The 21,891-nt window shown below is 56.9% G+C and carries 24 protein-coding genes and 1 riboswitch; of the genes, 11 read left to right on the top strand and 13 right to left on the bottom strand.

Features of this window, described 5'->3' with window-relative positions; genetic code table 11:
• The first annotated feature begins 12 nt into the window (after positions 1-12).
• Genes rsmB through LNA76_RS14555 form a run of 4 tightly spaced genes read left to right on the top strand, consistent with a single transcriptional unit; the run spans position 13 to position 5,003 of the window.
• On the top strand, positions 13-1,317 hold the full coding sequence (gene rsmB / locus LNA76_RS14570; protein WP_230019463.1) for a 16S rRNA (cytosine(967)-C(5))-methyltransferase RsmB: 1,305 nt from the start codon (positions 13-15) through the stop codon (positions 1,315-1,317).
• A gap of 48 nt (positions 1,318-1,365) precedes the next feature.
• Complete coding sequence (locus LNA76_RS14565; protein WP_108728474.1) at positions 1,366-1,950, top strand: DUF4390 domain-containing protein; 585 nt, start codon at positions 1,366-1,368, stop codon at positions 1,948-1,950.
• The gene (locus tag LNA76_RS14560) at positions 1,950-4,286 is read left to right on the top strand and encodes a sensor histidine kinase (protein ID WP_199827936.1); all 2,337 of its coding nucleotides are present in this window, start codon (positions 1,950-1,952) and stop codon (positions 4,284-4,286) included. The genes LNA76_RS14565 and LNA76_RS14560 overlap by 1 nt, the downstream gene beginning before the upstream one ends.
• A gap of 21 nt (positions 4,287-4,307) precedes the next feature.
• Positions 4,308-5,003: a response regulator gene (locus LNA76_RS14555; protein ID WP_094197878.1), complete on the top strand. Its 696-nt coding sequence runs from the start codon at positions 4,308-4,310 to the stop codon at positions 5,001-5,003.
• Positions 5,004-5,115: 112 nt separating this feature from the next.
• Here the strand turns inward: LNA76_RS14555 and LNA76_RS14550 are convergent, their stop codons facing one another.
• Together LNA76_RS14550 and LNA76_RS14545 are read right to left on the bottom strand one after the other, a co-directional pair.
• Positions 5,116-5,607, bottom strand: coding sequence for a 6,7-dimethyl-8-ribityllumazine synthase (locus tag LNA76_RS14550; RefSeq protein ID WP_094197877.1), 492 nt, complete (start codon positions 5,605-5,607; stop codon positions 5,116-5,118).
• Positions 5,608-5,705: 98 nt separating this feature from the next.
• Positions 5,706-5,848, bottom strand: a riboswitch (FMN riboswitch).
• A gap of 104 nt (positions 5,849-5,952) precedes the next feature.
• Positions 5,953-6,867, bottom strand: coding sequence for a methyltransferase domain-containing protein (locus tag LNA76_RS14545; RefSeq protein ID WP_230019320.1), 915 nt, complete (start codon positions 6,865-6,867; stop codon positions 5,953-5,955).
• Between the two features lie 81 nt (positions 6,868-6,948).
• Between LNA76_RS14545 and LNA76_RS14540 the strand changes: the two genes are divergently transcribed.
• The gene (locus tag LNA76_RS14540) at positions 6,949-7,698 is read left to right on the top strand and encodes a ComF family protein (RefSeq protein ID WP_094197875.1); all 750 of its coding nucleotides are present in this window, start codon (positions 6,949-6,951) and stop codon (positions 7,696-7,698) included.
• Positions 7,699-7,764: 66 nt separating this feature from the next.
• Positions 7,765-8,235: a tRNA (cytidine(34)-2'-O)-methyltransferase gene (locus LNA76_RS14535; RefSeq protein ID WP_108728478.1), complete on the top strand. Its 471-nt coding sequence runs from the start codon at positions 7,765-7,767 to the stop codon at positions 8,233-8,235.
• A 128-nt stretch (positions 8,236-8,363) separates the two neighbouring features.
• Here the strand turns inward: LNA76_RS14535 and LNA76_RS14530 are convergent, their stop codons facing one another.
• From LNA76_RS14530 to LNA76_RS14510, 5 genes are all read right to left on the bottom strand, one after another.
• Positions 8,364-9,362 carry a Bug family tripartite tricarboxylate transporter substrate binding protein gene (locus LNA76_RS14530; protein WP_094197873.1) on the bottom strand — a complete coding sequence of 333 codons (999 nt, stop codon included), beginning with the start codon at positions 9,360-9,362 and terminating at the stop codon, positions 8,364-8,366.
• Positions 9,363-9,441: 79 nt separating this feature from the next.
• A complete protein-coding gene (locus LNA76_RS14525) occupies positions 9,442-10,494 on the bottom strand; it encodes an NAD(P)H-dependent glycerol-3-phosphate dehydrogenase (protein WP_230019319.1) in 1,053 nt (350 codons plus the stop codon).
• Positions 10,494-10,988, bottom strand: coding sequence for a protein-export chaperone SecB (secB, locus tag LNA76_RS14520; protein WP_026483747.1), 495 nt, complete (start codon positions 10,986-10,988; stop codon positions 10,494-10,496). The genes LNA76_RS14525 and secB overlap by 1 nt, the downstream gene beginning before the upstream one ends.
• A gap of 39 nt (positions 10,989-11,027) precedes the next feature.
• Complete coding sequence (gene grxC / locus LNA76_RS14515; RefSeq protein ID WP_009458616.1) at positions 11,028-11,285, bottom strand: glutaredoxin 3; 258 nt, start codon at positions 11,283-11,285, stop codon at positions 11,028-11,030.
• A 23-nt stretch (positions 11,286-11,308) separates the two neighbouring features.
• Entirely contained in the window at positions 11,309-11,656 is a 348-nt protein-coding gene (locus LNA76_RS14510; RefSeq protein ID WP_257504856.1) for a rhodanese-like domain-containing protein, read from the bottom strand.
• A gap of 161 nt (positions 11,657-11,817) precedes the next feature.
• Between LNA76_RS14510 and gpmA the strand changes: the two genes are divergently transcribed.
• The 4 genes from gpmA to LNA76_RS14490 all read left to right on the top strand — a co-directional run bounded on the left by gpmA (position 11,818) and on the right by LNA76_RS14490 (position 16,601).
• The gene (gene gpmA, locus LNA76_RS14505) at positions 11,818-12,564 is read left to right on the top strand and encodes a 2,3-diphosphoglycerate-dependent phosphoglycerate mutase (RefSeq protein WP_094198442.1); all 747 of its coding nucleotides are present in this window, start codon (positions 11,818-11,820) and stop codon (positions 12,562-12,564) included.
• A gap of 3 nt (positions 12,565-12,567) precedes the next feature.
• Complete coding sequence (locus LNA76_RS14500) at positions 12,568-14,136, top strand: murein hydrolase activator EnvC family protein (protein WP_108728482.1); 1,569 nt, start codon at positions 12,568-12,570, stop codon at positions 14,134-14,136.
• Positions 14,137-14,300: 164 nt separating this feature from the next.
• Positions 14,301-15,812, top strand: a complete 1,512-nt coding sequence (locus tag LNA76_RS14495; RefSeq protein WP_230019317.1) for a S41 family peptidase — start codon at positions 14,301-14,303, stop codon at positions 15,810-15,812.
• Positions 15,813-15,827: 15 nt separating this feature from the next.
• A complete protein-coding gene (locus LNA76_RS14490) occupies positions 15,828-16,601 on the top strand; it encodes a HesA/MoeB/ThiF family protein (protein WP_094197870.1) in 774 nt (257 codons plus the stop codon).
• 126 nt (positions 16,602-16,727) lie between these two features.
• On the opposite strand, the gene LNA76_RS14485 is transcribed toward LNA76_RS14490, so the two are convergent.
• From LNA76_RS14485 to LNA76_RS14460, 6 genes are all read right to left on the bottom strand, one after another.
• Positions 16,728-17,453 (bottom strand): pyrimidine 5'-nucleotidase, encoded by a 726-nt coding sequence (locus LNA76_RS14485; protein ID WP_094197869.1) that lies wholly within the window; start codon positions 17,451-17,453, stop codon positions 16,728-16,730.
• A 3-nt stretch (positions 17,454-17,456) separates the two neighbouring features.
• Complete coding sequence (gene argB, locus LNA76_RS14480; RefSeq protein WP_009458643.1) at positions 17,457-18,353, bottom strand: acetylglutamate kinase; 897 nt, start codon at positions 18,351-18,353, stop codon at positions 17,457-17,459.
• A gap of 76 nt (positions 18,354-18,429) precedes the next feature.
• The gene (locus LNA76_RS14475; RefSeq protein WP_125277969.1) at positions 18,430-18,933 is read right to left on the bottom strand and encodes a peroxiredoxin family protein; all 504 of its coding nucleotides are present in this window, start codon (positions 18,931-18,933) and stop codon (positions 18,430-18,432) included.
• Entirely contained in the window at positions 18,930-19,619 is a 690-nt protein-coding gene (locus tag LNA76_RS14470; RefSeq protein WP_094197867.1) for a BON domain-containing protein, read from the bottom strand. Before LNA76_RS14470 ends, LNA76_RS14475 begins: the two co-directional genes overlap by 4 nt.
• A complete protein-coding gene (locus LNA76_RS14465) occupies positions 19,616-20,209 on the bottom strand; it encodes a phosphoheptose isomerase (RefSeq protein WP_162496917.1) in 594 nt (197 codons plus the stop codon). The genes LNA76_RS14470 and LNA76_RS14465 overlap by 4 nt, the downstream gene beginning before the upstream one ends.
• 188 nt (positions 20,210-20,397) lie before the next feature.
• Complete coding sequence (locus LNA76_RS14460; protein WP_094197865.1) at positions 20,398-20,856, bottom strand: YraN family protein; 459 nt, start codon at positions 20,854-20,856, stop codon at positions 20,398-20,400.
• 34 nt (positions 20,857-20,890) lie between these two features.
• Here LNA76_RS14460 and rsmI point away from each other — a divergent pair, with 34 nt between their 5' ends.
• Positions 20,891-21,829 carry a 16S rRNA (cytidine(1402)-2'-O)-methyltransferase gene (gene rsmI / locus LNA76_RS14455; protein WP_230019316.1) on the top strand — a complete coding sequence of 313 codons (939 nt, stop codon included), beginning with the start codon at positions 20,891-20,893 and terminating at the stop codon, positions 21,827-21,829.
• Positions 21,830-21,891 lie beyond the last annotated feature (62 nt).

The following is a 21,891-nucleotide window of genomic DNA, read 5'->3' as shown; positions in this document are numbered from 1 at the left end:
CTGTCCGAAGTCATGCTGCTGAGCGCGCGCAATATTGAAGGCGTGCTGGCAGGTAAGTCCCTGACTGAAAGTCTGGCGGCCACGCCAGCTTCTGCCCGTGGAGCCGTGCAATCGATCAGCTTTCATGTTTTGCGCCGTCTGGGTCATGCCCGTCAGATTCGTATCACGCTGGTGCCTCGGCAACCCAGCAATACCTGGCTGGACGCCTTGTTAATGGTGTCGCTGGCCTTGCTGGATACGGCCATGCGTGTTCAAGAGGATGCCACGGCCTTTGAAGAGCGCCCGGATGTGCCGGTCTATGCGGTGCATACGGTGGTGGATCAGGCCGTGCGGGCGGCGGACAGTCAGGCCGCACTGCGTTTGTCCAAGGGTTTGGTGAACGGGGTGTTACGTCGCTTTACGCGTGAGCGCAAGATGATCTTGTCTCAGGTAGAGAGCCGACCCGAAGCACGCTGGAATCATCCTGGCTGGTGGGTCAAGGAATTGCGTCGCGCTTACCCGCGTGACTGGGAAGCGTTGCTACAAGCTGCGAATCGCCCTGGTCCTTTGACCTTACGCGTGAATCAGCGTCGTTGCTCGGTGGAGCGTTTGCAGGCGGTGCTGACCGAAGCAGGTATTGCGTCCAGCAGCCCAGGTGCGGGAGCCGTTACCTTGGACAAGGCCATGCCGGTTCAAGCGATTCCTGGTTTTGATCTGGGCTGGTGGTCGGTACAGGATTGGTCGGCTCAGCAAGCGGGTTTGCTCTTGCCGGTCAAAGATGGCATGCGCGTGCTGGATGCGTGCGCGGCCCCAGGTGGCAAGACCGCTCATTTGCTGGAACAGGCGGACGTGTCCTTGCTGGCTCTGGACTCCGATGGCGAGCGTCTGGAGCGTGTCGGCCACAACCTGCGTCGTCTAGGCCTGGAAAGCGATAAGGTTCAGCTCAAACGGGGTGATGCTGCCCGTCCTGCGCAGTGGTGGGATGGTCAGCCCTTTGATGCCATTTTGGCGGATGTGCCTTGTACCGCTTCAGGTATTGTGCGTCGTCACCCCGATATTCGCTGGTTGCGCCGCGAGTCGGATATTGCCGATACCGCGCGTTTGCAAAGCTCTATACTGGATGCCTTGTGGTCCACATTGCGGCCCGGCGGGCATTTCCTGTATTCGACCTGCTCGATTTTCCCGGCAGAAGGGGAGCAACAGGTTGAGGCGTTTTTGGCCCGTCACCCCGAGGCGCAGCTTTTGGACTCTCCCGGCCAGATTTTGCCCGGTGTTGCGGGACGATCGCTGGCAGATGGCGACGGTTTTTTCTACGCCTTGTTTACGCGCCCGGTTTGACTTGTCACAATTAGGGCTCTGACTTTGTCCTTTTTGCGGTTAATCACGATGTGGCGCGTTTTTCTGTCTTTTCTGCTGATTTTCAACTGCGCACTAAGCTCGGCCAATACCATGGTGCCGGTCGCTACGTCGGGAGAGCGGGTCGTCAAGGTCGAGCCTCATATCCGGGACGAAAAACTGTATATCGATGCTGATATCGAGTTTGAGCTAAGCCAGGAATTGCGCACTGCTGCCGAGAAAGGGGTGCCGCTGTATTTCACGGCTGAAGTGGAGCTGGCCCAACCCCGCTGGTATTGGTTTGATAAAAACGTTGTTAAAGAACAACAGACTTGGCGGGTTGTGTACAACGCCCTGACCCGTCAGTGGCGCGTGGGCACTGGTGACCTGTCTTTACCCGAATCCTCCATGAATGACGCATTGGCCATGCTGCGGCATATCCGCGGCTGGGCCGTGGCGTATGTGGCGGATCTGGACCGCGACCAGGAATATCAAGGTCGTGTGCGTCTGCGCCTGGATACCTCTTTGCTGGCTCGTCCGTTTCAAGTGGATGCCATCAATAGTTCTGCCTGGACACTGGCTACCCCATGGAAAACCTTTTCCTTTTCCGTCTCCGTCGACGAGCCCCAACCTTGATCCGCTGGATCTTGCGCACCGCTCTGTTTGGAGCGGGTGTCAGTGCGTTGGCGCTGTTTTCACTTCTTGTCTGGTCTACCGGCAATGCTTCGCGCTACGCGCAGCAGTATGACTTGCTGTTGGTGCTCAATGGCGTATTGGCCGCCACCCTGATTTCCTGGGTGCTGTTATTGACGATTCGTCTGTTCAGGCAAATACGTCGACGTCAGTTTGGTGCCCGCATGACGGCGCGTTTTGCCTTTTACTTCACCTTGATCGGCATTATTCCGGGTGCCTTGATTTATCTGCTCTCGGTGCAGTTCATGTCGCGCTCGATCGAGTCCTGGTTCAACGTGCGGGTGGATACGGCGCTGGAGTCGGGTTTGAGCCTGGGCCGTGCCGCCTTGGATTCGCAGCTCAATGAGCTGGAAGGCCGTGCCAATGAAATGGTGTCGGCGCTGAACAAGGCAGATAGCGCGCAGTACAGCAGCCTGCTGATTTCCTTGCGCGAGAACAGTGGTGTCACTGAGGCGATGGTGTTCTCCGGCAATGGCCGTTTGATCGCCTTTTCGTCAGCTCGTTATGACACCTTGCTGCCGGACATGCCGCCGTCCAGCGTCATGAATCAGTTGCGTATTTCGGGTCGTTACTCTGCAGCCGAGGTGGATGATGATGCTCCAGTGCGTGACAATGGTCTGGATGAGGGTGGAGTGCCGGCAGAATCGACCGGTTTGCGTTTGCGTACGGTTTTGCCGCTAGCTGATCCCAACCGTTTTGCAGCAACCTTGAGCGGTACGGCTGACTCGCGCTGGCTGCAGGTGATTCAGCCTGTACCGGACAAGATTGCACGCAATGCCAATCAGGTACAGCAAGGGTTTCGGGACTATCAGGAGCTGGCCTTGTCTCGTCAGGGCTTGCGCAAGCTCTACGGTATTACGCTGACGCTGGCCTTGATTCTGGCGGTGTTTACGGCTGTGGCAGCGGCCTTGGCTTTGTCGCGTCGCCTGACCCGTCCACTGTTGACGTTGGCCGCCGGGACGCAAGCGGTGGGGGTAGGGGACTACCGGGCGTTGCCAGAGCCACCTGCCAAGGATGAGGTTGGCCAACTGACCCGCTCTTTCAATGCCATGACCCGGCAATTGGCTGAGGCGCGCCGCATGGTCGAGAAAAATCGTCTGCAGCTGGAACGCTCCAATATGTACCTGGAGTCCGTGCTCAGTAACTTGTCCAGTGGTGTGCTGGCCTTTGACGAGATGTTCCGTGTCACCATGTTCAACCAGGGGGCGCAGCGCATTTTGCAGGTGGACTTGCGCTCTATTAAAGGTCGTCCGCTGGAAACGCTGGAAGGGGCGCTGACTTTTGCTTCCGTGATTCGTGAGGCTTTTTCCACGCATCAGGCGATGGGTTCAGACCATCCTTATTGGCAGCAGCAATTTGAATTGGAAATGAAAGAAGGTAATGAAGCGCGTGATACTATCGTCACCGTTTTGGCTCGTGGTACTTTGTTGCGTGTAGATGGTCAGCCAACCGGATATCTGGTGGTGTTTGACGATATTACCGACGTGATTTCCGCCAGCCGTCTGGTGGCCTGGAGCGAGGTGGCTCGACGTCTGGCACACGAGATCAAGAACCCCTTAACACCGATTCAGTTGTCTGCCGAACGTCTGGCCATGAAACTGGAGTCGCAGTTGGACGAAGTCCATGCTGCCATGTTGCTGCGCTATACCAATACCATCGTCAACCAGGTCAGTTCGCTGAAAAAGATGGTGGAAGATTTCCGTGAGTATGCCCGTAAACCCGCTACCCAGATGCAAGCGCTGAATCTGAACGAGCTGATTACCGAAGTGCTGACCTTATATGGTTGGGACCCGGAAGAAGGCATGGTCCGGGACGATGGTTATAGTGTGGCGATTGATGTGGAGCTGGATCCTGATTTGCCGATGGTGCAAGGAGATCCCACGCAGCTGCGTCAGGTTATTCATAATCTGCTGGCCAATGCGCGTGAAGCGGCAGCCCAGGATCAATCACTTGACCAGGCGCATGTATTTGTTAAAACCATGATTGCGGGCGTAGAAGGTTCCGACTCTTCTGGTGCGGTCAGTTTTGTGGTGTCAGATAACGGGCCTGGTTTTGATCCTCAGATGCTGGTGCGCGTTTTTGAGCCATACGTAACCACCAAGCCCACCGGCACGGGTCTGGGACTTGCTATAGTTAAGAAAATCATCGAGGAGCACGGCGGCAGAATCGATGTTTCCAATCGTCGTGAGGGGGGGGCTCGCATTTCCATCCTCTTTACCCGGCTTGCTGGCCAGCATATTCGTCTGGACTCTGGGCGGCGAGCAAACGATAATGCGTAAAAATCACGTAGGTGACGTTTTATGGCCAGAATTCTGGTAGTTGATGACGAAATCGGCATTCGGGAACTTTTGTCGGAAATTCTTTACGACGAAGGGCACACCGTGCAATTGGCAGAAAATGCCGCCCAGGCTCGCGAGGCACGCTTGCGGGGCCGTCCCGATCTGGTCTTGCTGGATATCTGGATGCCAGACACTGACGGTGTCAGCCTGCTCAAGGAGTGGGCATCTCAAGGCTTGCTGGATATGCCTGTGGTCATGATGAGCGGCCACGCCACGGTGGATACCGCAGTGGAAGCAACCCGCATTGGTGCAGTGGACTTCCTGGAAAAACCCATCACCATGCAGCGCTTGCTCAAGACCGTAGCTTCGGGTCTGGAGCGTACTGTGGCTCCCAAAGCGCTGGCTGCCGCGGCCCGCCCGGTGGTTCAAGGTGGTGATCGTCGCCCAGAGGCCGCGACAATGGTTCCTGGCATGGCGCCTGCCATGGCCGTGCCTGAAGTAGAACAGGACGAGTCCCAGCTAGGCAGCATCTCCTTGGATTTGCCATTGCGCGAAGCGCGTGACGAATTCGAGCGCATTTATTTTGAATATCATCTGCGCCGCGAGAATCACAGCATGACGCGGGTATCGGAGCGTACCGGGCTGGAGCGTACCCACTTATACCGCAAGCTTAAACAGTTGGGGATAGACTCGTCGCGCAAGCGTAACCAGTCTTGATACAGTAGTTACCAAATGCATGGCCAGCAAGCTTCTGGCCAGCCTTGGCGCTGCGGGTAAAGCAGCCCAAGGGGTTAGGGATTGAGGCGGCCTCTTCAGGCCGCCTTGCCGTTTAGACAGCGGCGACGGATGCCGCAGGCAGCACCTGCAACTTGCTCACGGTATCCAGGCACGTACGGGCTGCTTCCTGGCCCTTGATCACAAAGTGACGATGGAAGTAATCGTGGTGCTCTTTGCCATCATGGAAATGGTGCGGAGTCAGCACGACTGAAAACACAGGCACGTTGGTGCTGAGCTGGACTTGCATCAAGCCTTGGATCACAGCGGTAGCCACAAAGTCGTGACGATAGATACCGCCATCAACCACCAGACCCGCTGCCACAACAGCAGCATACTGACCTGATTGGGCCAGGCGTTGTGCATGCAGCGGGATTTCAAAGGCGCCGCCCACTTCAAAGAAGTCGACCAAGCTGCTGTCGTGGCCCATGGCTTTGACTTCGTCGATAAAACCCAGGCGGGCCTGATCCACAATGTCCTTGTGCCAGCAAGCTTGAATAAAGGCGATACGGGGAGCCAGAAGATTGGCTGGGGTAATGCTGTTCATGTTGGTTTCCTGTTTTATGACAACAAAAACAGGGCATGCAGGAAGCAGGATAGCTCAAGCCCATCGCAGGATGAGTCCTGTACAGGTCGTTGAGGATATCCCGTTCTCTCTTTATCCGGACTATACCGTCGGCCCCGGAATCACACCGGGTCTGCTGTCCCTGACCACAGGTCAGGCGCTCGCGGGCTAGGCTAGTGCCATTACCGCCGGTGGGGACTTGCACCCCGCCCTGAGAACATAGTTAGCCAGCTTGGCCAACCGCAAAAGTGTACCCCTAAACCTTTTCTTTGTCAGAGAAGGTCTGAAATAGATGGGGTGCTACTGGAATATGCCTGGTAGCGGAATTTATTCCTGGGGTTTGGGGCGGCGGCTGATTGTGGAGATTGGCACGCTGACCTCGCCCAAGGTGCTGCGACGGCTGCGGGCGCGCCAGGCGTGTCCGTAGGCAATTTCCAGGCTTAGATGCAAGGTGCCATCCATATGGCGCTGTTTTTCCAGCGCATTGAGCAGGCGTTGACGCCAGGGCAGCGTGCTCAGGCTGGCCTTACGTTGAGGGTGTGGATTGCCGCCCAACAGACGCAAATCATCCAGCAGTTTTTCAGCGCTGCGATAGGTCAGGGTCACGACTTCTTGATCCATCACAGGGTCAGCAAAGCCGTTTTCCAGAAGCAGGTCGCCAAAGTCGTGCATGTCCACGAATTCCAGCGTTTTGGTGTCTAAATCGGCTTGTTCCATGGCGCTGCGCAGCTCGGCAAAAGAGCCGGGGCCCAGGCAGGAGAACATGACCAGCGTTTCGGGTTTTAGCAGACGGTTCCATTCGGCCAGAACCCGATGCGGTTCCGGGTGCCAGTGCAACGCCATATTTGACCAGACCAGCTCCTGGCTTTCTGCGGGCAGGCCACTATGGGCCATATCGGCCTGAACCCAGTTAGCTGCCGGTGTGGGCTGATTACGCAGTTTTTGCCACAGGCTGGGTTTGGATTGGTAACGCTCCCGGGCGACCTCTAGTAGCTTGGCGCTGCGATCCAGACCGGTATAGCTCATGTCCGGGTAGCGAGAGCGCAGGGGCTCCAGTGCGTGGCTGGCGCCACAGCCAGCATCCAGAATATGAGTGGGTTGCAAGCGTACCAGGGCCAGCCGTGACAACATCCGTTGCGCGACTTCACCATAAAGAAACTGAGCGTGATCCAGAGGAGCGCGGCGATTGAATTGCTGCTCTACGTGGGCGGAGTTGATTGGTAAAGATGGTAACTGGGACATAGTTGCGCGGACGTTGCTGGCCTGGCTCAGCGGGATGTGCTGTGATCGGATCAGCCTGACTCTCAAAGGTAATGATCTATTATGGCGCATCCCCTGTTTCGGCGCGAGTCGCCCCATCGCCTTGTAGGGATTCCATTGCTGGCACGACCGTGTGTGTTGTGTGGATTACGTTCACAAAGCGGCGCGCTGTGCCGTTTTTGCCGACATGCGCTGGCAACACCAGCCCAGGATTTACGCTGTCCGCGTTGCGCCTTGGCGTTGCCACCCTTGGCCTTGTTGGCCTGTCCGGATTGCGGAGCAGGGCAATTGTCCCTGCAAGCGACGGTTGCCGGATTTGACTATGAACATCCTGGCGATATGTTGATACATGCGTTTAAAATTTCCCGTCGGCTGGAAATGGCGGCGGTACTGGCTGAGCTGATGGTGCAGCAATGGCACCGTTACGGTCCTGGGCTGGGGCCGGATTGTCGGGTAATTCCAGTGCCCTCGCAACGTCGTGCTTTGCGCCGTCGTGGTTTCAATCCTGCCGCTGTGTTGGCCAAGCGTGTGGCGCATGCTTTGGGCTTGTCAGCCCGTTTGCATATCGTCGTGGCGCAGCCACGGCTTGAACAAGCCCAGAAGTTTTTGGGACGACAGGCTCGCAGGCAGGCCATGCGAGGCGCTTTTAGGGTGCTGGAGCCGCTGCAAGGGGGTGACGTGCTGCTGGTGGATGATGTGCTCACCACCGGAGCGACCTTGGATGCGCTGGCGCGAGCTTGCCGGGTGGCTGGTGCACGGTCAGTTTATGCCTTGGTTGCTGCCCGTGCCCCCTGGAAATTGAAGCTCCCCTAGCCCTGTATACTGCGCCGCTGATGCGCGGCTTTTTCGGCATTCTTTTCTGCACTTTTTAGGTTTTTCATGTTTCATATCGTCCTGGTTTCGCCCGAGATCCCCCCCAACACGGGTAACGTCATTCGACTGGCGGCTAATACGGGTTGTGTCCTGCATTTGGTGCGGCCCTTGGGTTTTGAACTGGAAGACAGCAAACTGCGTCGTGCCGGGCTGGATTATCACGAGTGGGCGCAGGTGAAGGTACATGACAGCCTGGAAGAAGCCTTGCAGGCCACGGGCTCTGCGCCTGATCGTGCGTTTGCCCTGACCACACGCGGCAGCCATTTGCTGGCCGAGCAATGCTTTCAGCCAGGTGATGTGTTTGTGTTTGGCCGTGAAACTGCAGGCTTGTCTGCAGAACAACTAGAGCTGTTTCCCAACGAACAACGAATTCGTCTGCCCATGTTGACGGGGCAACGCAGCTTGAACTTGTCCAATGCCGTGGCGATTTGCGTTTTTGAGGCCTGGCGGCAAGCGGGTTATGAAGGTGGTGTTTAAACAAGCGGATGCTTGTCACGAAAAACGCTGATTTATGCGTATCGGTTTTCCGTTGAAAGTTTCAAAGCAAACGGCCCTGCAAACGATGAGTTCGCAGGGCCGTTTTTTTTTGAATCCCGTTACCAGTGTTATTCCAACGATAGATTCAGACGTTCAATCACTTCATCCCAACGGGCTTTGTCGGCAATGATTTTGTCCGTCAGCGCTTGCGGTGTGGAGGGCTCGGATGAGAAGTAAAAGGCGTTCAATTTGGCCTTGATATCCTCGCGTTGCAAGATCGTTGTAATTTCCTGGTTCAGGCGTTTGACCACATCATCCGAGGTGTTGTGGGGGACGAAGAAAGCATCCCACGAGATAGCCTCGAAGTTTTCCAAACCGGCTTGTGTCATGGTCTTCAGACCGGGTAACAGTTCGCTGGGTTGCAGGGATGTCACGGCCAGGGCTTTCACTTTGCCGGCCTCAACCTGGGGCATGGCAATGCCCGGCACCATGAAGGCAGCGTCAATGTCACCACCAATAATGGCGGTCAGGATTTGTGGGAAGCCCGAGTAGGGGATTTGTTCCAGCTTGATGTCAACAGCATGTTCCAGCATGGCCATAGCCAGGTGGGCTGAGCTCCCGGGGCCCACCGAACCGTAGTTCAATTCGCCGGGCTGAGATTTCGCCAGGGCGATGAATTCTTCTACTGTGTTGGCGGGTGAGTCAGCAGGAACGATCAGTACGTTCGGGCTGGTGCCAATCATGGAGATAGCCTGCAAGTCTTTCAGCGGGTCGTAACCCAGCGAACTCTTGTACAGGGTGGGGGCCGTCACCATGGGACCATTGATGGTTAGCAGCAGGGTGTAGCCGTCGGGCTTGGCATGTGCCACAAAACGAGTGCCGATATTGCCACCTGCACCAGGACGGTTATCCACAATGACTGTTTGGCCCAATGCTTGAGACAGGGGCTCGGAAATGGCACGGGCCAGCGCGTCAGGCGAGGAGCCGGCTGGGAAGGGCACTACCATTTGAATGGGACGCTCGGGCCAACTGGATTGGGCCTGAGCCGAGGGTGCCAGCAAACCAGTGCAGGCCAGCCCCAGAACGGAGCGGATTAGAAGATCACGAGAACGAGCAAGCAATGACATTGTTTTGATTTTGAGTAAGAGACGGTTGACCGCAGGTCTGACCGCGTGGGTAGGATGCCAGATCGGCAGGCGGACGGTATCAGTGGCCTTCTGGCTTGGCCTCGCGGGTTAACAAGGCGTGGACCGCTTCGCTTGGAGGCAACTGCTCAAACAGGATTTGACAGACCGCTGAGGTAATCGGCAGTTCAATCTTGTGCGCCCGGCCCATTTCCAGAACCGAACGAGCACAGCGCACTCCTTCAGCGGTGATGCCGGTGGCCAGGATGCTGTCCAGGCTTTGACCGGCACCCAGCGCCAGTCCCACCTGGCGGTTGCGGGACAATTCGCCCGTGGCTGTCAGGACCAGATCTCCCAGACCTGCCAGCCCGGAAAAAGTCTCTGCTTGTCCGCCCAGCGCAACACCCAGGCGCTGCATTTCAGCCAGACCTCGGGTAATCAGGGCTGCACGGGCGTTGTGGCCCAGGCCCAGTGCGTCGGCAATGCCACAGGCAATGGCCATGATGTTTTTGACAGCGCCGCCCACTTCGACGCCGATCATGTCGGTGCTGGTGTAAAGACGCGCTTGTTTGCCATGCAAGGCCTCCAGGGCAATGCCAGCCATATCAGCAGGTTCGCAAGCCAGTGTCAGGGCAACAGGCAGGCCTTTGGCCACTTCCAGGGCGAACGAGGGGCCAGAGAGGACGGCACGGCCTAACCAAGGATAGTCGGGCAGGTTTTCACGCACAATCTGGTGGGGTAACAAGCCGCTTTCCTGATGGAAACCTTTACACGTCCAGACCAGCAAGACGGGGTGGCGGCGTGTGGCAGGCAGGTACTGCGCCAAATCCACACAGGTTTGCGCCAGACCACGTACAGGCACGCCCAGAATCAGCAGGGCAGGGCCGGTGTCATCAGCCAGGGCAAACTCCATGACTTGCTGCAGGCTGTCGCTAGCCTGCAACGAGTCGGGCAGCACGACATCAGGCAGGTAGGCAGGGTTACGATGCTCCTGCCCGATAGCTTGTGCTGTTGCTGCCTTGCGCGCCCACACCATCGTGGGAGCCTGGGTGCTGGCCAGGGCGGCCAGTGCCGTTCCCCAACTGCCGGCGCCCAGGACTGCGACACGAACAGGAGTGTGCGCGCTTGACATCATCAGGCCTGCAAAGGCTGGCCGTCAGCTTGGTCGGCACCTTGTTGCTGCGCCAGGCGCTGCTCGTACAGGGACTGGAAGTTCACTTCAGTCAGGTGCAGGGCAGGCAGGGAAGTGCGGTTGATGGCGTCAGCCACGGCAGCGCGCAAGTAGGGGTACAGCATGGTGGGGCACACAATGCCCAGCAAGGGTTCGAGCTGTTCTTCAGGAATGTTGGCAGCTTCGAAGATACCGGCTTGGGTGGCTTCCACCAGGTACATGACCTTGTCGCCAATGCGAGTGGTCACCGTAGCGGTGACGGTGCTTTCGTAGACTGTGTCAGCCAGACGTTGGCCACCCACATTGATGGACACTTCCACGGAAGGGGCCTCTTGCTCCAGAAAGATCTGGGGCGCATTGGGCATTTCGATGGACAGGTCTTTGATGTAGGTGCGCTGCAGGCTGAAGCTGGGTTGTTGAGCTTCTTGTTCAGCGGCTGGGGTGTTCTGGTCGGCCATGGGTGATCCTATGGGGTAAAAAAATTGTTAGAAAAAAAATCAGGCAGCCAGCAGAGGCAGCAGGCCACCTTCGCGGTCCAAAGCGGCCAGATCATCGTAGCCACCTACATGGGTGTCGCCAATGTAGATTTGGGGAACGGTACGCCGACCGGTGCGCTCCATCATGAGAGCGCGCTGTTCGGGTTCACGATCAATCATGATTTTATTGATTTCAGTGACGCCGCGTTGCTTGAGCAGCATTTCAGCGCGCACACAATAAGGGCACACCATTGTGGAGTACATCGTGACTTTTGCCATGAGAGCCTCGTAGAAGGGGGAGCTTACGATTTTTTGACGGGCAGACTGGACTGCAGCCAGCCTTGGATGCCGCCTTGCAGTGTGTAGGCTTCGGTGATGCCGTGCTTGCGCAGGACGGCCACGCTGCGCGGGGCGCTGCGCCCGGTATCGCACACCAGAATGACGGGCTTGTCTTTGGGCAGCGTGCTGGCCTTGGCGTCAAGGTCAGCCGCAGGAATGTTGCGAGATTGTGCAATTGCCCCGGCCTTGAACTGATCGGCACTGCGCAGATCAATCAAAATGGCGTCTTTCTGGTTTACCATTTGTACCGCTTCCGAGCTTGAAACTGCGCGTCCCGCACGGCCTTTGAAAAAGCTGGGTATTAACAGCATAATGCCGGCAAGCACCGCAATTGCTAAAATTAGAAGATTGTTCTGACTTAAGATGAAGTCCACGTTAAATCCTGTTGATTACCAAGAAAAGCAAGAAAAAAGGGCAAGATCACACGATTATAGAGTGGCGCCAATTTTTCAACCTCGAGGCTGTTTTTACCATGTATAAACTTGTACTGATGCGGCACGGCGAAAGCCAGTGGAACCTGGAGAACCGGTTTACTGGCTGGACCGATGTCGATCTTACCGAAACCGGGCGTCAACAGGCAAAGCAGGCCGGTGAACTGCTTAAAGAAAACGGTTTTGAGTTCGACCTGGCTTTCGCTTCGGTCCTCAAGCGCGCTATCCGTACCTTGTGGATCGCCCTGGATTCGATGGACGCCATGCACACCCCCGTGGGTTTGAGCTGGCGCCTGAACGAACGCCATTATGGTGCTTTACAAGGCTTAAATAAAGCCGAAACCGCACAAAAGTACGGAGAGGATCAAGTCTTGGTCTGGCGTCGTGCTTACGCGATTGCTCCTGATCCAGTGGCTGAGGACGATCCACGCAACCCGCGTTTTGATGCCCGCTACGCCCGTGTACCCGCCGATCAACTGCCGCGCACCGAGTGTCTGCAAGACACCGTGGCCCGCGTCGTTCCTTTCTGGGAGGAGTCCATCGCTCCTGCTATTCGCTCCGGCCGGCGCGTTTTGGTCACGGCTCACGGCAACAGCCTGCGCGCGCTGATCAAGCATCTGGATGGAATCTCCGACGAGGATATCGTTCATCTGAACATTCCTACCGGCCAACCTCTGGTGTACGAGCTGGATGAAAACTTGCGTCCTATCCGTCATTACTACCTGGGCGACCAGGAAGCGATTGCGGCTCAGATGCAAGCCGTTGCCAATCAGGGCAAGGCGCAGTAAATAATGTGGCGCTACAGCGTCTGCCTGTTGCTGGCAGCCTGGGCCTTACCGGCCCTGGCTGCGGATCCGGACTTGGCTGCCCGTCAGGCCCAGGCTCAAAAGCAGCAGGCAGAGCTGCGCCAGAAAATTGAATCGCTGCGTAAGTCGATCGACACCCGCGAAAGCTCGCGTCGTGATGCTGCCAATGCCTTGCGCGAATCCGAGCAGGCTATTTCCGATATCGACCGCACGTTGGCTCAGATCGAGCAGCGGCAAGAGCAATTGCACCAGCAACTGGGCACACTGGGCAAACAAATCAGCGAACAGCAAGTGATCAAAGAGCAACGTCAGCAGGAGCTGGCCGAGCAATTGCGCGCGCAATATGCCAACGGCGTCTCGCCCTGGTCCGCCCTGCTGTCGGGCGATGATCCCAACGCCATTAACCGCGAACTGCATTATCTGGGTTATGTCTCGCGTCAGCAGACTGAACAGGTTCATAAGGTACGCCGCACCGTAGAGCGCCTGGACCGCTTGCAGACCCAGGTTGCGGCGCGTGAAAAAGAGCAGGAAAAGCTGGCCACAGAAGCCGCTGCCCAAAAGGTGGCCCTAGAAGAGCAGAAAGAAAAACGGGCCAAGGTGGTGGCTGATATCAGCGCTGAACTGGAACGGCAGCGTGGTCAGGCTGCGAATCTGCAAAGTAATGACAAACGGCTGGGGGATTTGATCTCCGGTCTGGAAACTGAAATTGCGCGACAGGCTGAGTTGGCCCGTCGCGCTGAAGAACAACGCCGACGTGAAGCCGCGCGCCGTGCAGAACAAGCGCGTAAAGCCGAGCTGGCACGTCAGCAAGAGTTGCAGCGCAAAGCCCAGCAAGAGCAGGCTGACCGTGAACAGGCGCGCCTGGAACGCGAGCGGGAGTTGTTGGAGCGGGCTCGGGCCACACAACCGCCTCTGCCTGCGGCCTTGCCACGCAGCAAACCGGAACCTGCCGAGCCACAACAGCCAGAACCCGTCATTCCGCGGCCACCGCTGACCTATACGCCGCCAACTGCGAACGAGCGTTTATGGTCAGATAGTCTGGATGCTTCGTCCGAGCCTAGTGAACCGATCAGCAAACCGGTCGCCCCAAAAGTGCGTGAAGTTCAGGTCGTTGAAGAGCCTGCCGAGCAGGTTTCTGCCCCAGCTTTGGAACCAGAAGGTGGCTTCCAGGGTCTGAAACGTGGTTTGCCTTATCCGGTACGTGGTGAAATGCAAGGCAAGTTCGGGGCAGAGCGCCCCGATGGTGGCGTTTGGCGCGGCGTTGTGTTGCGCGCACAGGCAGGCACCACCGTTCGTGCGGTGGCCCCGGGCCGTGTGGTCTTTGCCAACTGGATGACCGGCTTTGGTAATTTGCTGATTATCGATCATGGTCGTGATTACTTAAGCGTCTATGCCTATAACCAGAGCACGCTTAAGCAAGTAGGCGATATTGTGGGACGTGGAGAGCCTGTTGCGCGGGTGGGAGCCACTGGCGGGCAGGTTGAACCCGGCCTGTACTTTGAGTTGCGCCATCAAGGCAAGCCCATTAATCCGCAGGTTTGGCTGGGTTCCTGAGCCGCTTTTTTTTCTGGCGTTTACTTTTGCTCGCATTTGTTGCGCCGGGTAGCGACTCCAGCCCAGTTCACGCTGGTCGCCACTTTACGCTACTCTTATAATGCATGGTCGGGTCAGCTCCGGGAGGTGGCCCCGTCTTGAATCTGAAAATAATGGGAATGTGCATGAGCACTCGAAGGATTGGCAGCATTGGTCTAGTGGCAGCAGGTGCTGTGGGCGGTATTTTGATCAGCCTGGGCATTACTGCGGTCGCTCAACGCGGCGAGCCATTGCCTTTGCGCGAACTGCAGCAGTTCGCCAATGTGTTCGCTGCCATCAAGAACACGTATGTGGAGCCTTTGACGGATCAGACCTTGGTCAATAACGCAATCAAAGGTTTGTTTACCGATCTGGATCCCCACTCGGCCTATCTGGATGCCGATGCTTTCAAGGAAATGGAAGCCATGACTCAAGGCGGCTTTGGCGGCCTGGGCATTGAGATTGGCAGCGAGGACGGGATGCCCAAAGTCATCTCGCCTATTGAGGATACGCCTGCCGCGCGCGCCGGTATTCTGGCGGGCGACATCATTACGCACATCAATGGCAAACCCACCAAGGATTTGAGCCTGAACGATGCCGTCAAACAGATGCGTGGTGAGCCGAAAACATCGATCAAGCTGACGATACGCCGTGCTGGCCGCGACAAGCCATTGGAATTCAACCTGGTGCGCGATGTCATCAAGGTGCGCAGCGTGCGCTCCAAGATGTTGGCTGATGACGTAGCCTACGTGCGCATTGCCCAGTTCCAGGAACGCACGGCTGCGGATCTGATCAAGCAATTGTCCGAAGTCCACAAAGGCCCGGGCGCACCGAAAGGCTTGGTAATTGATCTGCGTAACGACCCCGGTGGTTTGCTGGAAAGCGCCATTGGCGTGTCTTCCGCCTTCCTGGACTCGGGAGACCTGGTGGTGTCGACCAAGGGTCGCATTCCTTCGTCCAATCGCGAGTATTACGTTAAATCCATGCAATCTGTACTGGGCGAGCTGGATACGGACGCCGATGTTCTGAAGAAGCTGGATTGGCTCAAGAACGTGCCGATTGTGGTTCTGGTGAACGTAGGTTCGGCCTCGGCATCGGAAATTGTGGCCGGGGCGTTGCAAGACCACAAACGCGCCACCATTATTGGTAACCGCACCTTTGGCAAGGGCTCGGTGCAAAGTGTTGTTCCTCTGTCCGAGGAGTCGGGCCTGAAACTGACGACTGCCCTGTACTACACGCCTAACGGCACGTCCATTCAGGTAACGGGCGTACAGCCAGATGTGGTGGTGGACGATACCGCTCAGGGTAATTTGTTCCGTCTGCCGCGTGAAGTGGACTTGAAGCGCCACCTGCTCAACAGCAAGGTGGACGAAAGCGCCCAAGCAGATCAGCCTGATCTGGGCATGAGCCCAGAGTTCAAAATGTTTGAATTTGGCGGTGACGACGACTTCCAGTTGCAACAGGCACTGAATCATTTGGCTGGCCGTCCTGTGATCAAAAATGATCCAGCGAAAGTAGCTGCGGCCAAGGAAGCGGCTGCCAAGCGTGAAAAGGAAGTAGAGTCCGAGTCGCCAGAAAAAAAAAGTCCCCTGAATCAGCAACCCAGCGTTGAGCGGTTCCGAATCACCCCCAAGGGGCTCGAACCGGTAAACCCGTAAACACAGGTTCTTGACGTGGAAGATCAGCAATTACTGCGCTATGCGCGGCATATTCTGCTCGATGAATTCGGGGTAGAAGCGCAGGAGCGGATTCTGGCTTCCCGCATCCTGGTTGTTGGAGCCGGGGGGCTGGGTTCCCCCGTGGTGGCTTATTTGGCTGCTTCGGGTGTGGGCTCCATCATTCTGGTGGACGATGACCAGGTGGAACTGAGCAATCTGCAGCGTCAGATTGCTCACACCACGGATCGCCTGGGCTGGGACAAGGTTGAGTCCGCCAAGTTGCATATCGAGCAGCTCAATCCCGAAGTGAAGGTGACACCCGTTGTTCAACGTCTGGACGAAGCGGGTTTGATGCATTGGGTTCAGCAAGTGGACCTGGTGCTGGATTGCTGCGACAACTTCGCCACTCGCCATGCCATCAACCGTGCCTGCGTGGCACTGCGTAAACCTTTGGTGTCCGGTGCGGCGATTCGTTTTTCGGGCCAAGTCAGTACCTATGACTTGCGTCAGCCCGAGGCTCCTTGCTACCACTGTCTGTTTCCCGAAGCCGATGATGTCGAGGAACTGCGCTGCGCCACCACAGGCGTTCTGTCGCCTTTGTTGGGCATGGTGGGTAGCGCACAGGCGGTGGAAGCCTTGAAGCTGTTAGGTGGCTTCGGAGAGCCCTTGGTGGGGCGTTTGTTAAGTGTGGATGCTTTCAATATGAATTGGCATACCGTACGTTTCCGCAAAGACCCGGCATGCCCGGTATGCGCTTCAGCGGCCATTGAGCACACTGATCACGCCTGATTTTTCCCTGGCCGCCGATTATGTCGTTGGTCATGAGCAGCAAAGTAGCCGCTCTTGGGTTTGCGTCCATCACTGAATTAAAAAAGATTGCTATTGGGCAGGGGGGCGGCACGCATAAGGGTGCTCTTAGATGTGAGGCCAGTTCTTGACCAGTTGCGCGATGCGGTTGATGCGATGGTCTACATATGGGCTGCGTCCATGATACAGAGCGCTGAACGGGGTGCCCGCGTTATAGATATGGATGGTTTGCATCCCTAGCTGGCGGGCACTTTTCAGATTGCGTAGCGTATCTTCGACCAACACGATGTCACGGGCCTGGGATTTCAGCACGGCCAGCGCCTGCTTCATCAGCGCCTGGGAGGGCTTGGGTCGATAGCGGCCTTGTAGCTGCATATGTTCAATAGCCCACAACCCATCAAAAACGGGCAGTAGATTCAAGGCTTTCAAGACACGCTGTGCGTACTCCAGCGGAGCGTTGGTCAGCAGCAGCTTATAGCCCGGTAGACGACGCAATTGATGGGCCAGACCGGGTTCAGCACTGATCAGAGACGGTACATCAAAGTCGTGAGCGTGTTTCAGGAAAGTGGCCGGATCTGCTCCATGATGACGTTGCAGACCAATCATGGTGGCGCCGTACCGCTTCCAGTATTCCAGACGCAAGCGGTCGGCCTCGTCCATATTTACACCCAGCGTTTGCGCCACGCCGATGCGCATGCGCCCATCAATCGCCTGGAAAATGCCTTTGGAGGCATTGTGCAGGGTGTTATCCAGATCAAACAGCCAGATGGTTTCATCTGGCTGGCAGGCTGACAAAGGCCGTGCCCAGGAATGGGCACGGATAGGAGCGCGCACGGATTAGTGCGAGCTGATCATGGTGCCAACACCACGGTCAGTCAGGATTTCCAGCAACAGGCAGTGGGGGACACGGCCGTCGATGACATGTACGGAGTTGACGCCATTGCGCGCCGCATCCAGGGCCGAAGAGATTTTGGGCAGCATGCCGCCGGAGATCGTGCCATCAGCAAACAGTTCATCAATGGTCTGGGCCGACAGACGGCGCAACAGTTGACCAGCCTTGTCCAGCACACCGGGGGTGTTGGTCAGCATGACCAGTTTTTCAGCGCTAAGCACTTCAGCCATCTTGCCGGCCACCACGTCGGCATTGATGTTGTAGGCTTGGCCGTCCTCGCCGTAACCAATGGATGAGATCACAGGGATGAACTGATCGTCCTGCAATGCTTTGACTACTTCAGGCTGGATGCTTTCAATATCGCCCACAAAGCCAATGTCCAGCAGCTCGCCAGGATGCTCGGCATCAGGCAGCATTTTCTTGGTGACGCGAATCATACCGCCGTCTTTACCGGTCAGACCTACGGCCTTGCCACCGGCTTCATTGATCATCATCACGATGTCTTGCTGTACTTGCCCGCCTAGCACCCATTCCACCACTTCCATGGTTTCTGCATCGGTGACGCGCATGCCTTGAATGAAGGTACCTTCTTTGCCCACCCGCTTGAGAGCGTCATTGATCTGGGGACCGCCACCGTGCACCACAACGGGGTTCAGGCCAACCAGTTTGAGCAAGACGACGTCATGGGCAAAGCTGCGCTGCAACGCTTCTTCTGTCATGGCATTGCCACCGTATTTGATGACAACGGTCTTGCCGTGGAAACGACGAATATAAGGCAGGGCCTCGGACAAAACTTCTGCTTTGACGGTCGAGGAGTAATTCTGCGAATCTGTGGTGCTCATTGATGCGCTCACTTGAAGAAAACCCGGGTCCACTGCTGGTACCCGGGGTTATGTGGCTGGGGGCAGAAACAGGTTTTTAGCTGCTGGCCAGGGCTTTTTCGACGGTGGCAATGAATTCCTGCTTGTCGTAGTTACCCAGGTAGCGTTTGATGATGTGGCCCTGTTTGTCGAGTAAAAAGGCAGTAGGAGTCAGACGGACATCCCCAAAAGCCTTGGCGATTTCGCCCTTGTCGTCATGGACAACCGTGAACGGCAGTTGGCGGGATTGGGTGAAGTTGCGCACGTAATTAATGGGGTCGTGCTTCATGGCCACAGCCACAATATCAAAGCCTTTACTGGACAAGGCATTGAAGTTCTCGATGTTGTCGGGCATTTGCGCCACACAGGTGGTGCAGTCCGTGGCCCAGAATTTCACCAGGACGACTTTGCCCTGCAAGTCTTTGGTTTCAAAGTGCTTGCCATTCAGGTCGGTAAAGGCGACATCGGGAGCGCTGGCCTTGGAGCTGCCACCGGACATGGTCCAGACGCCCAGACCCACGGCGATGGCCACAACAAAGGCAATGATGACTACTTTTTTCATTGGACGGGCATAACTTCTACAGAAGAGGCGGGTGCAGGGGCCGTTTCAGAGGCCTCTGTGCCAGAGCTGGTGCTTGGCTGCGTATTGGTGCTCAAGGGCTGCGCCAGGCTTTCAGCGCTGATGTAATCGAAGAGCTTGGCGACTTTGTTCACGCCAGGCACGCTGGAGGCGGCAATCGCAGCACGTTCACCTTCTTCGCGTGTGACACGGCCCAACAGGTAGACCACGCCGCGCTCGGTGGTGGTGGAAATCGTGCGACTGGGCACGTCTTTGGCGTTTAGCAAAGCCGTGCTGACGCGGGTGGTGATCCACGAGTCGTTCGAGCGTACGCTCAGCGGGGTTGGTTCGCCGACACGCAGTTCGTTGACCACGCGTGTCACTTTATCGACTTTGGACACCAGACGGGCGGCTTCTTCCTTGTCCGCCTGGGTGGGGACATCACCGGTCAGCAGGGCCACTCCGGCGTAAGACGTTGTGTTGATGCGGCCTTCCTTGTTTTCCAGCAGGCGGCGTGTTTCTGCGCCCGCTTTCATGACAATAGCTTTGTCTTCGACTTGTTCGCCCGTGGTACGGCGGTCGGTAGCGACAACGGCGGTTGTGGCAGCAGCGCCGCCCACTACCAGCAGACCGCAACCGGTCAGGGTGGTGCTGGCCAGTAAGGCAGCCAGAATCAAACGGTGTTTCATAGTGGATCTCCGAGCAGCAGCGCATCAATGCCATCGCACATGGCGTGCAACAGAACAATATGTACTTCCTGAATGCGCATGGTTCGATCGTGCGGTACGCACAGATGGATGTCGGTATCCGAGAGCAACTCAGCGATTTGTCCGCCGCCTTTACCGGTCAAGGCAATAATGACCATATCGCGTTCGCGAGCTGCCTCAATGGCACGGATGACGTTTGGCGAATTGCCGCTGGTTGAGATGGCGACCAGAATATCGCCAGTCTGGCCCAAGGCGCTGACCTGGCGTTCAAAGATACTGTCAAAGCCATAGTCATTACCCACTGCCGTCATGATAGAGGTGTCGGTATTCAAGGCAATGCCAGCCAAGGGCAAACGGTCGCGCTCAAAGCGGCCCACCAGCTCTGCAATAAAGTGCTGGGCATCGGCTGCTGATCCGCCGTTTCCGCAAGCCAGAATCTTGCCGTCGTTGGCCAAGGTGGCAAACAACAGCTCTACAGCGGCGGCCAAAGGTTCGGCCAGTTCGCGTGTGCTGGCTTTGAGAGTATCGACGGAATCGTCGAAATGCGAAGTCATTAAGGCGATAAGGTCCATAGCGCGCATTATCGCACGGAGAATTTCCCTGTGGGGCAGGCAGATCGTGTCATGTTGAAAAAAACGCCACGGTATTGAAACCAGATGCTGTAAGCAGGCCGAATCAGGAGGCTGTAGTTGGTGTTTTTCTGTATGAGACTGTGTGCCTGCCGGAGAGTTTCACCAAGGCCAGGCCGCTGTCCCGTGACTTAGCTTTGCTCAAAGGCATTGTGGATCCAGGTCAGGGTGTCGTCTTCAATGGCAATGACGTCAAAACGGCAAGCGGGCAGCTTGCCCTGGAAATAGCGCTGGCATAGCGTTGGCAGCCATTGTTGTGCTGTCAGGATCAAGCGCCGTTGCTTGTCCCGGTTTACACTGGCAAGCGCCCCTCCGTAGCCCTTGTGATTGCGTTGGCGCACTTCCAGAAAGACAAGATGATTCTGGTGCCACAGAACCAGGTCAATTTCCCCAAAGCGAGTACCCAGTTGACGAGCCAGAACGCGGGCGCCGTGGGCGGTGACATGATCGCAGGCTCGTTGTTCGGCCTGATCGCCGCTTTCCTGGCTGGACGAACGCAGTGGTTTTTCCTTTCTGGCGGCAGGACGACTACGCCGCCTGCGCCGTAATTGCCGGTTTTGAGCCTGGCGAGCGTATTCAAAGGGATTCATAGGAACACATGAAGATGAACAAGCAGGATCGAGCATGAGCGATACCGAAAACCAAACAGGGAATGCCGGCGTCTGGCAAAGCATGATGGACAAGGTGCAAGGCCAGGTCTGGCCGCAGTCTTGCCTGTACGTAGTGGCCACGCCCATTGGCAATATGGGAGACCTTAGCCTGCGCGGCTGGCAGGCGCTGGAACTGTGCGACATTATTGCGGCAGAGGATACGCGGGCTACACGTCCTTTTTTGCAGGCCTGGGGCATACAAACGCCCTTGATGGCTGCACATCGTCATAACGAGGCGCAGGCTGCTCAAGCCATTATCGAGCGTCTGGAGCAAGGGCAACGAGTGGCTTTGGTGTCGGATGCAGGCGCGCCCGCTGTCAGCGATCCTGGTGCCCGCGTAGTGCGCTCGGTGCGCGAGGCAGGTTTTCAGGTAGTACCGCTGCCCGGAGCATCGGCTGTTATCACCGCCTTGATGGGCAGTGGCGCGACCAGCGATGAGAACCCCGCTTTTGCCTTCGCCGGTTTCATGCCGCCTAAAACGGTGGCGCGTCGCAAGTGGCTACAGCATTGGTCCAGCCTGGGTATGCCGGTATTGATGTTTGAGTCCCCTCACCGTTTGCGAGCCAGTTTGCGTGATATGCAAGAGGTGTGTGGGCCGGAGCGTGAGCTGACGTTTGCACGTGAACTGAGCAAGCGTTTCGAGCAGATTCATACCGTGCCTTTGGGGCAGGCCTTGGCCTGGCTAGATGAAGACAGCCATCGAGAGCAGGGCGAGTTTGTTCTTATTTTGCATGATGCGGTGCGAGAAGTGGACGAGGATGCGCCTGCGCTGGATGCCACTACAGAGCGTTGGATGAAGGCGTTGCTGGAACAGGTCTCGCTGCGTGACGCTGCCCGGATCGCCAGCCAGGCGACCGGAATTGCTCGTGATGTTCTGTATGCCTGGGGTTTGGCCAATTCGCCCAAGGACTAGGATGATCGGGTTTCAGGCCTTCATGCTGCTCCGATAGATCACGATGAACAACGGACAGCTTG

It is taken from the genome of Alcaligenes sp. MMA (genome assembly GCF_020907215.1).
GTDB lineage: Bacteria > Pseudomonadota > Gammaproteobacteria > Burkholderiales > Burkholderiaceae_B > Alcaligenes > Alcaligenes aquatilis.
Note: the sequence above shows the minus strand (reverse complement) of the source record. Positions and strands in the feature narration are given on the sequence as shown.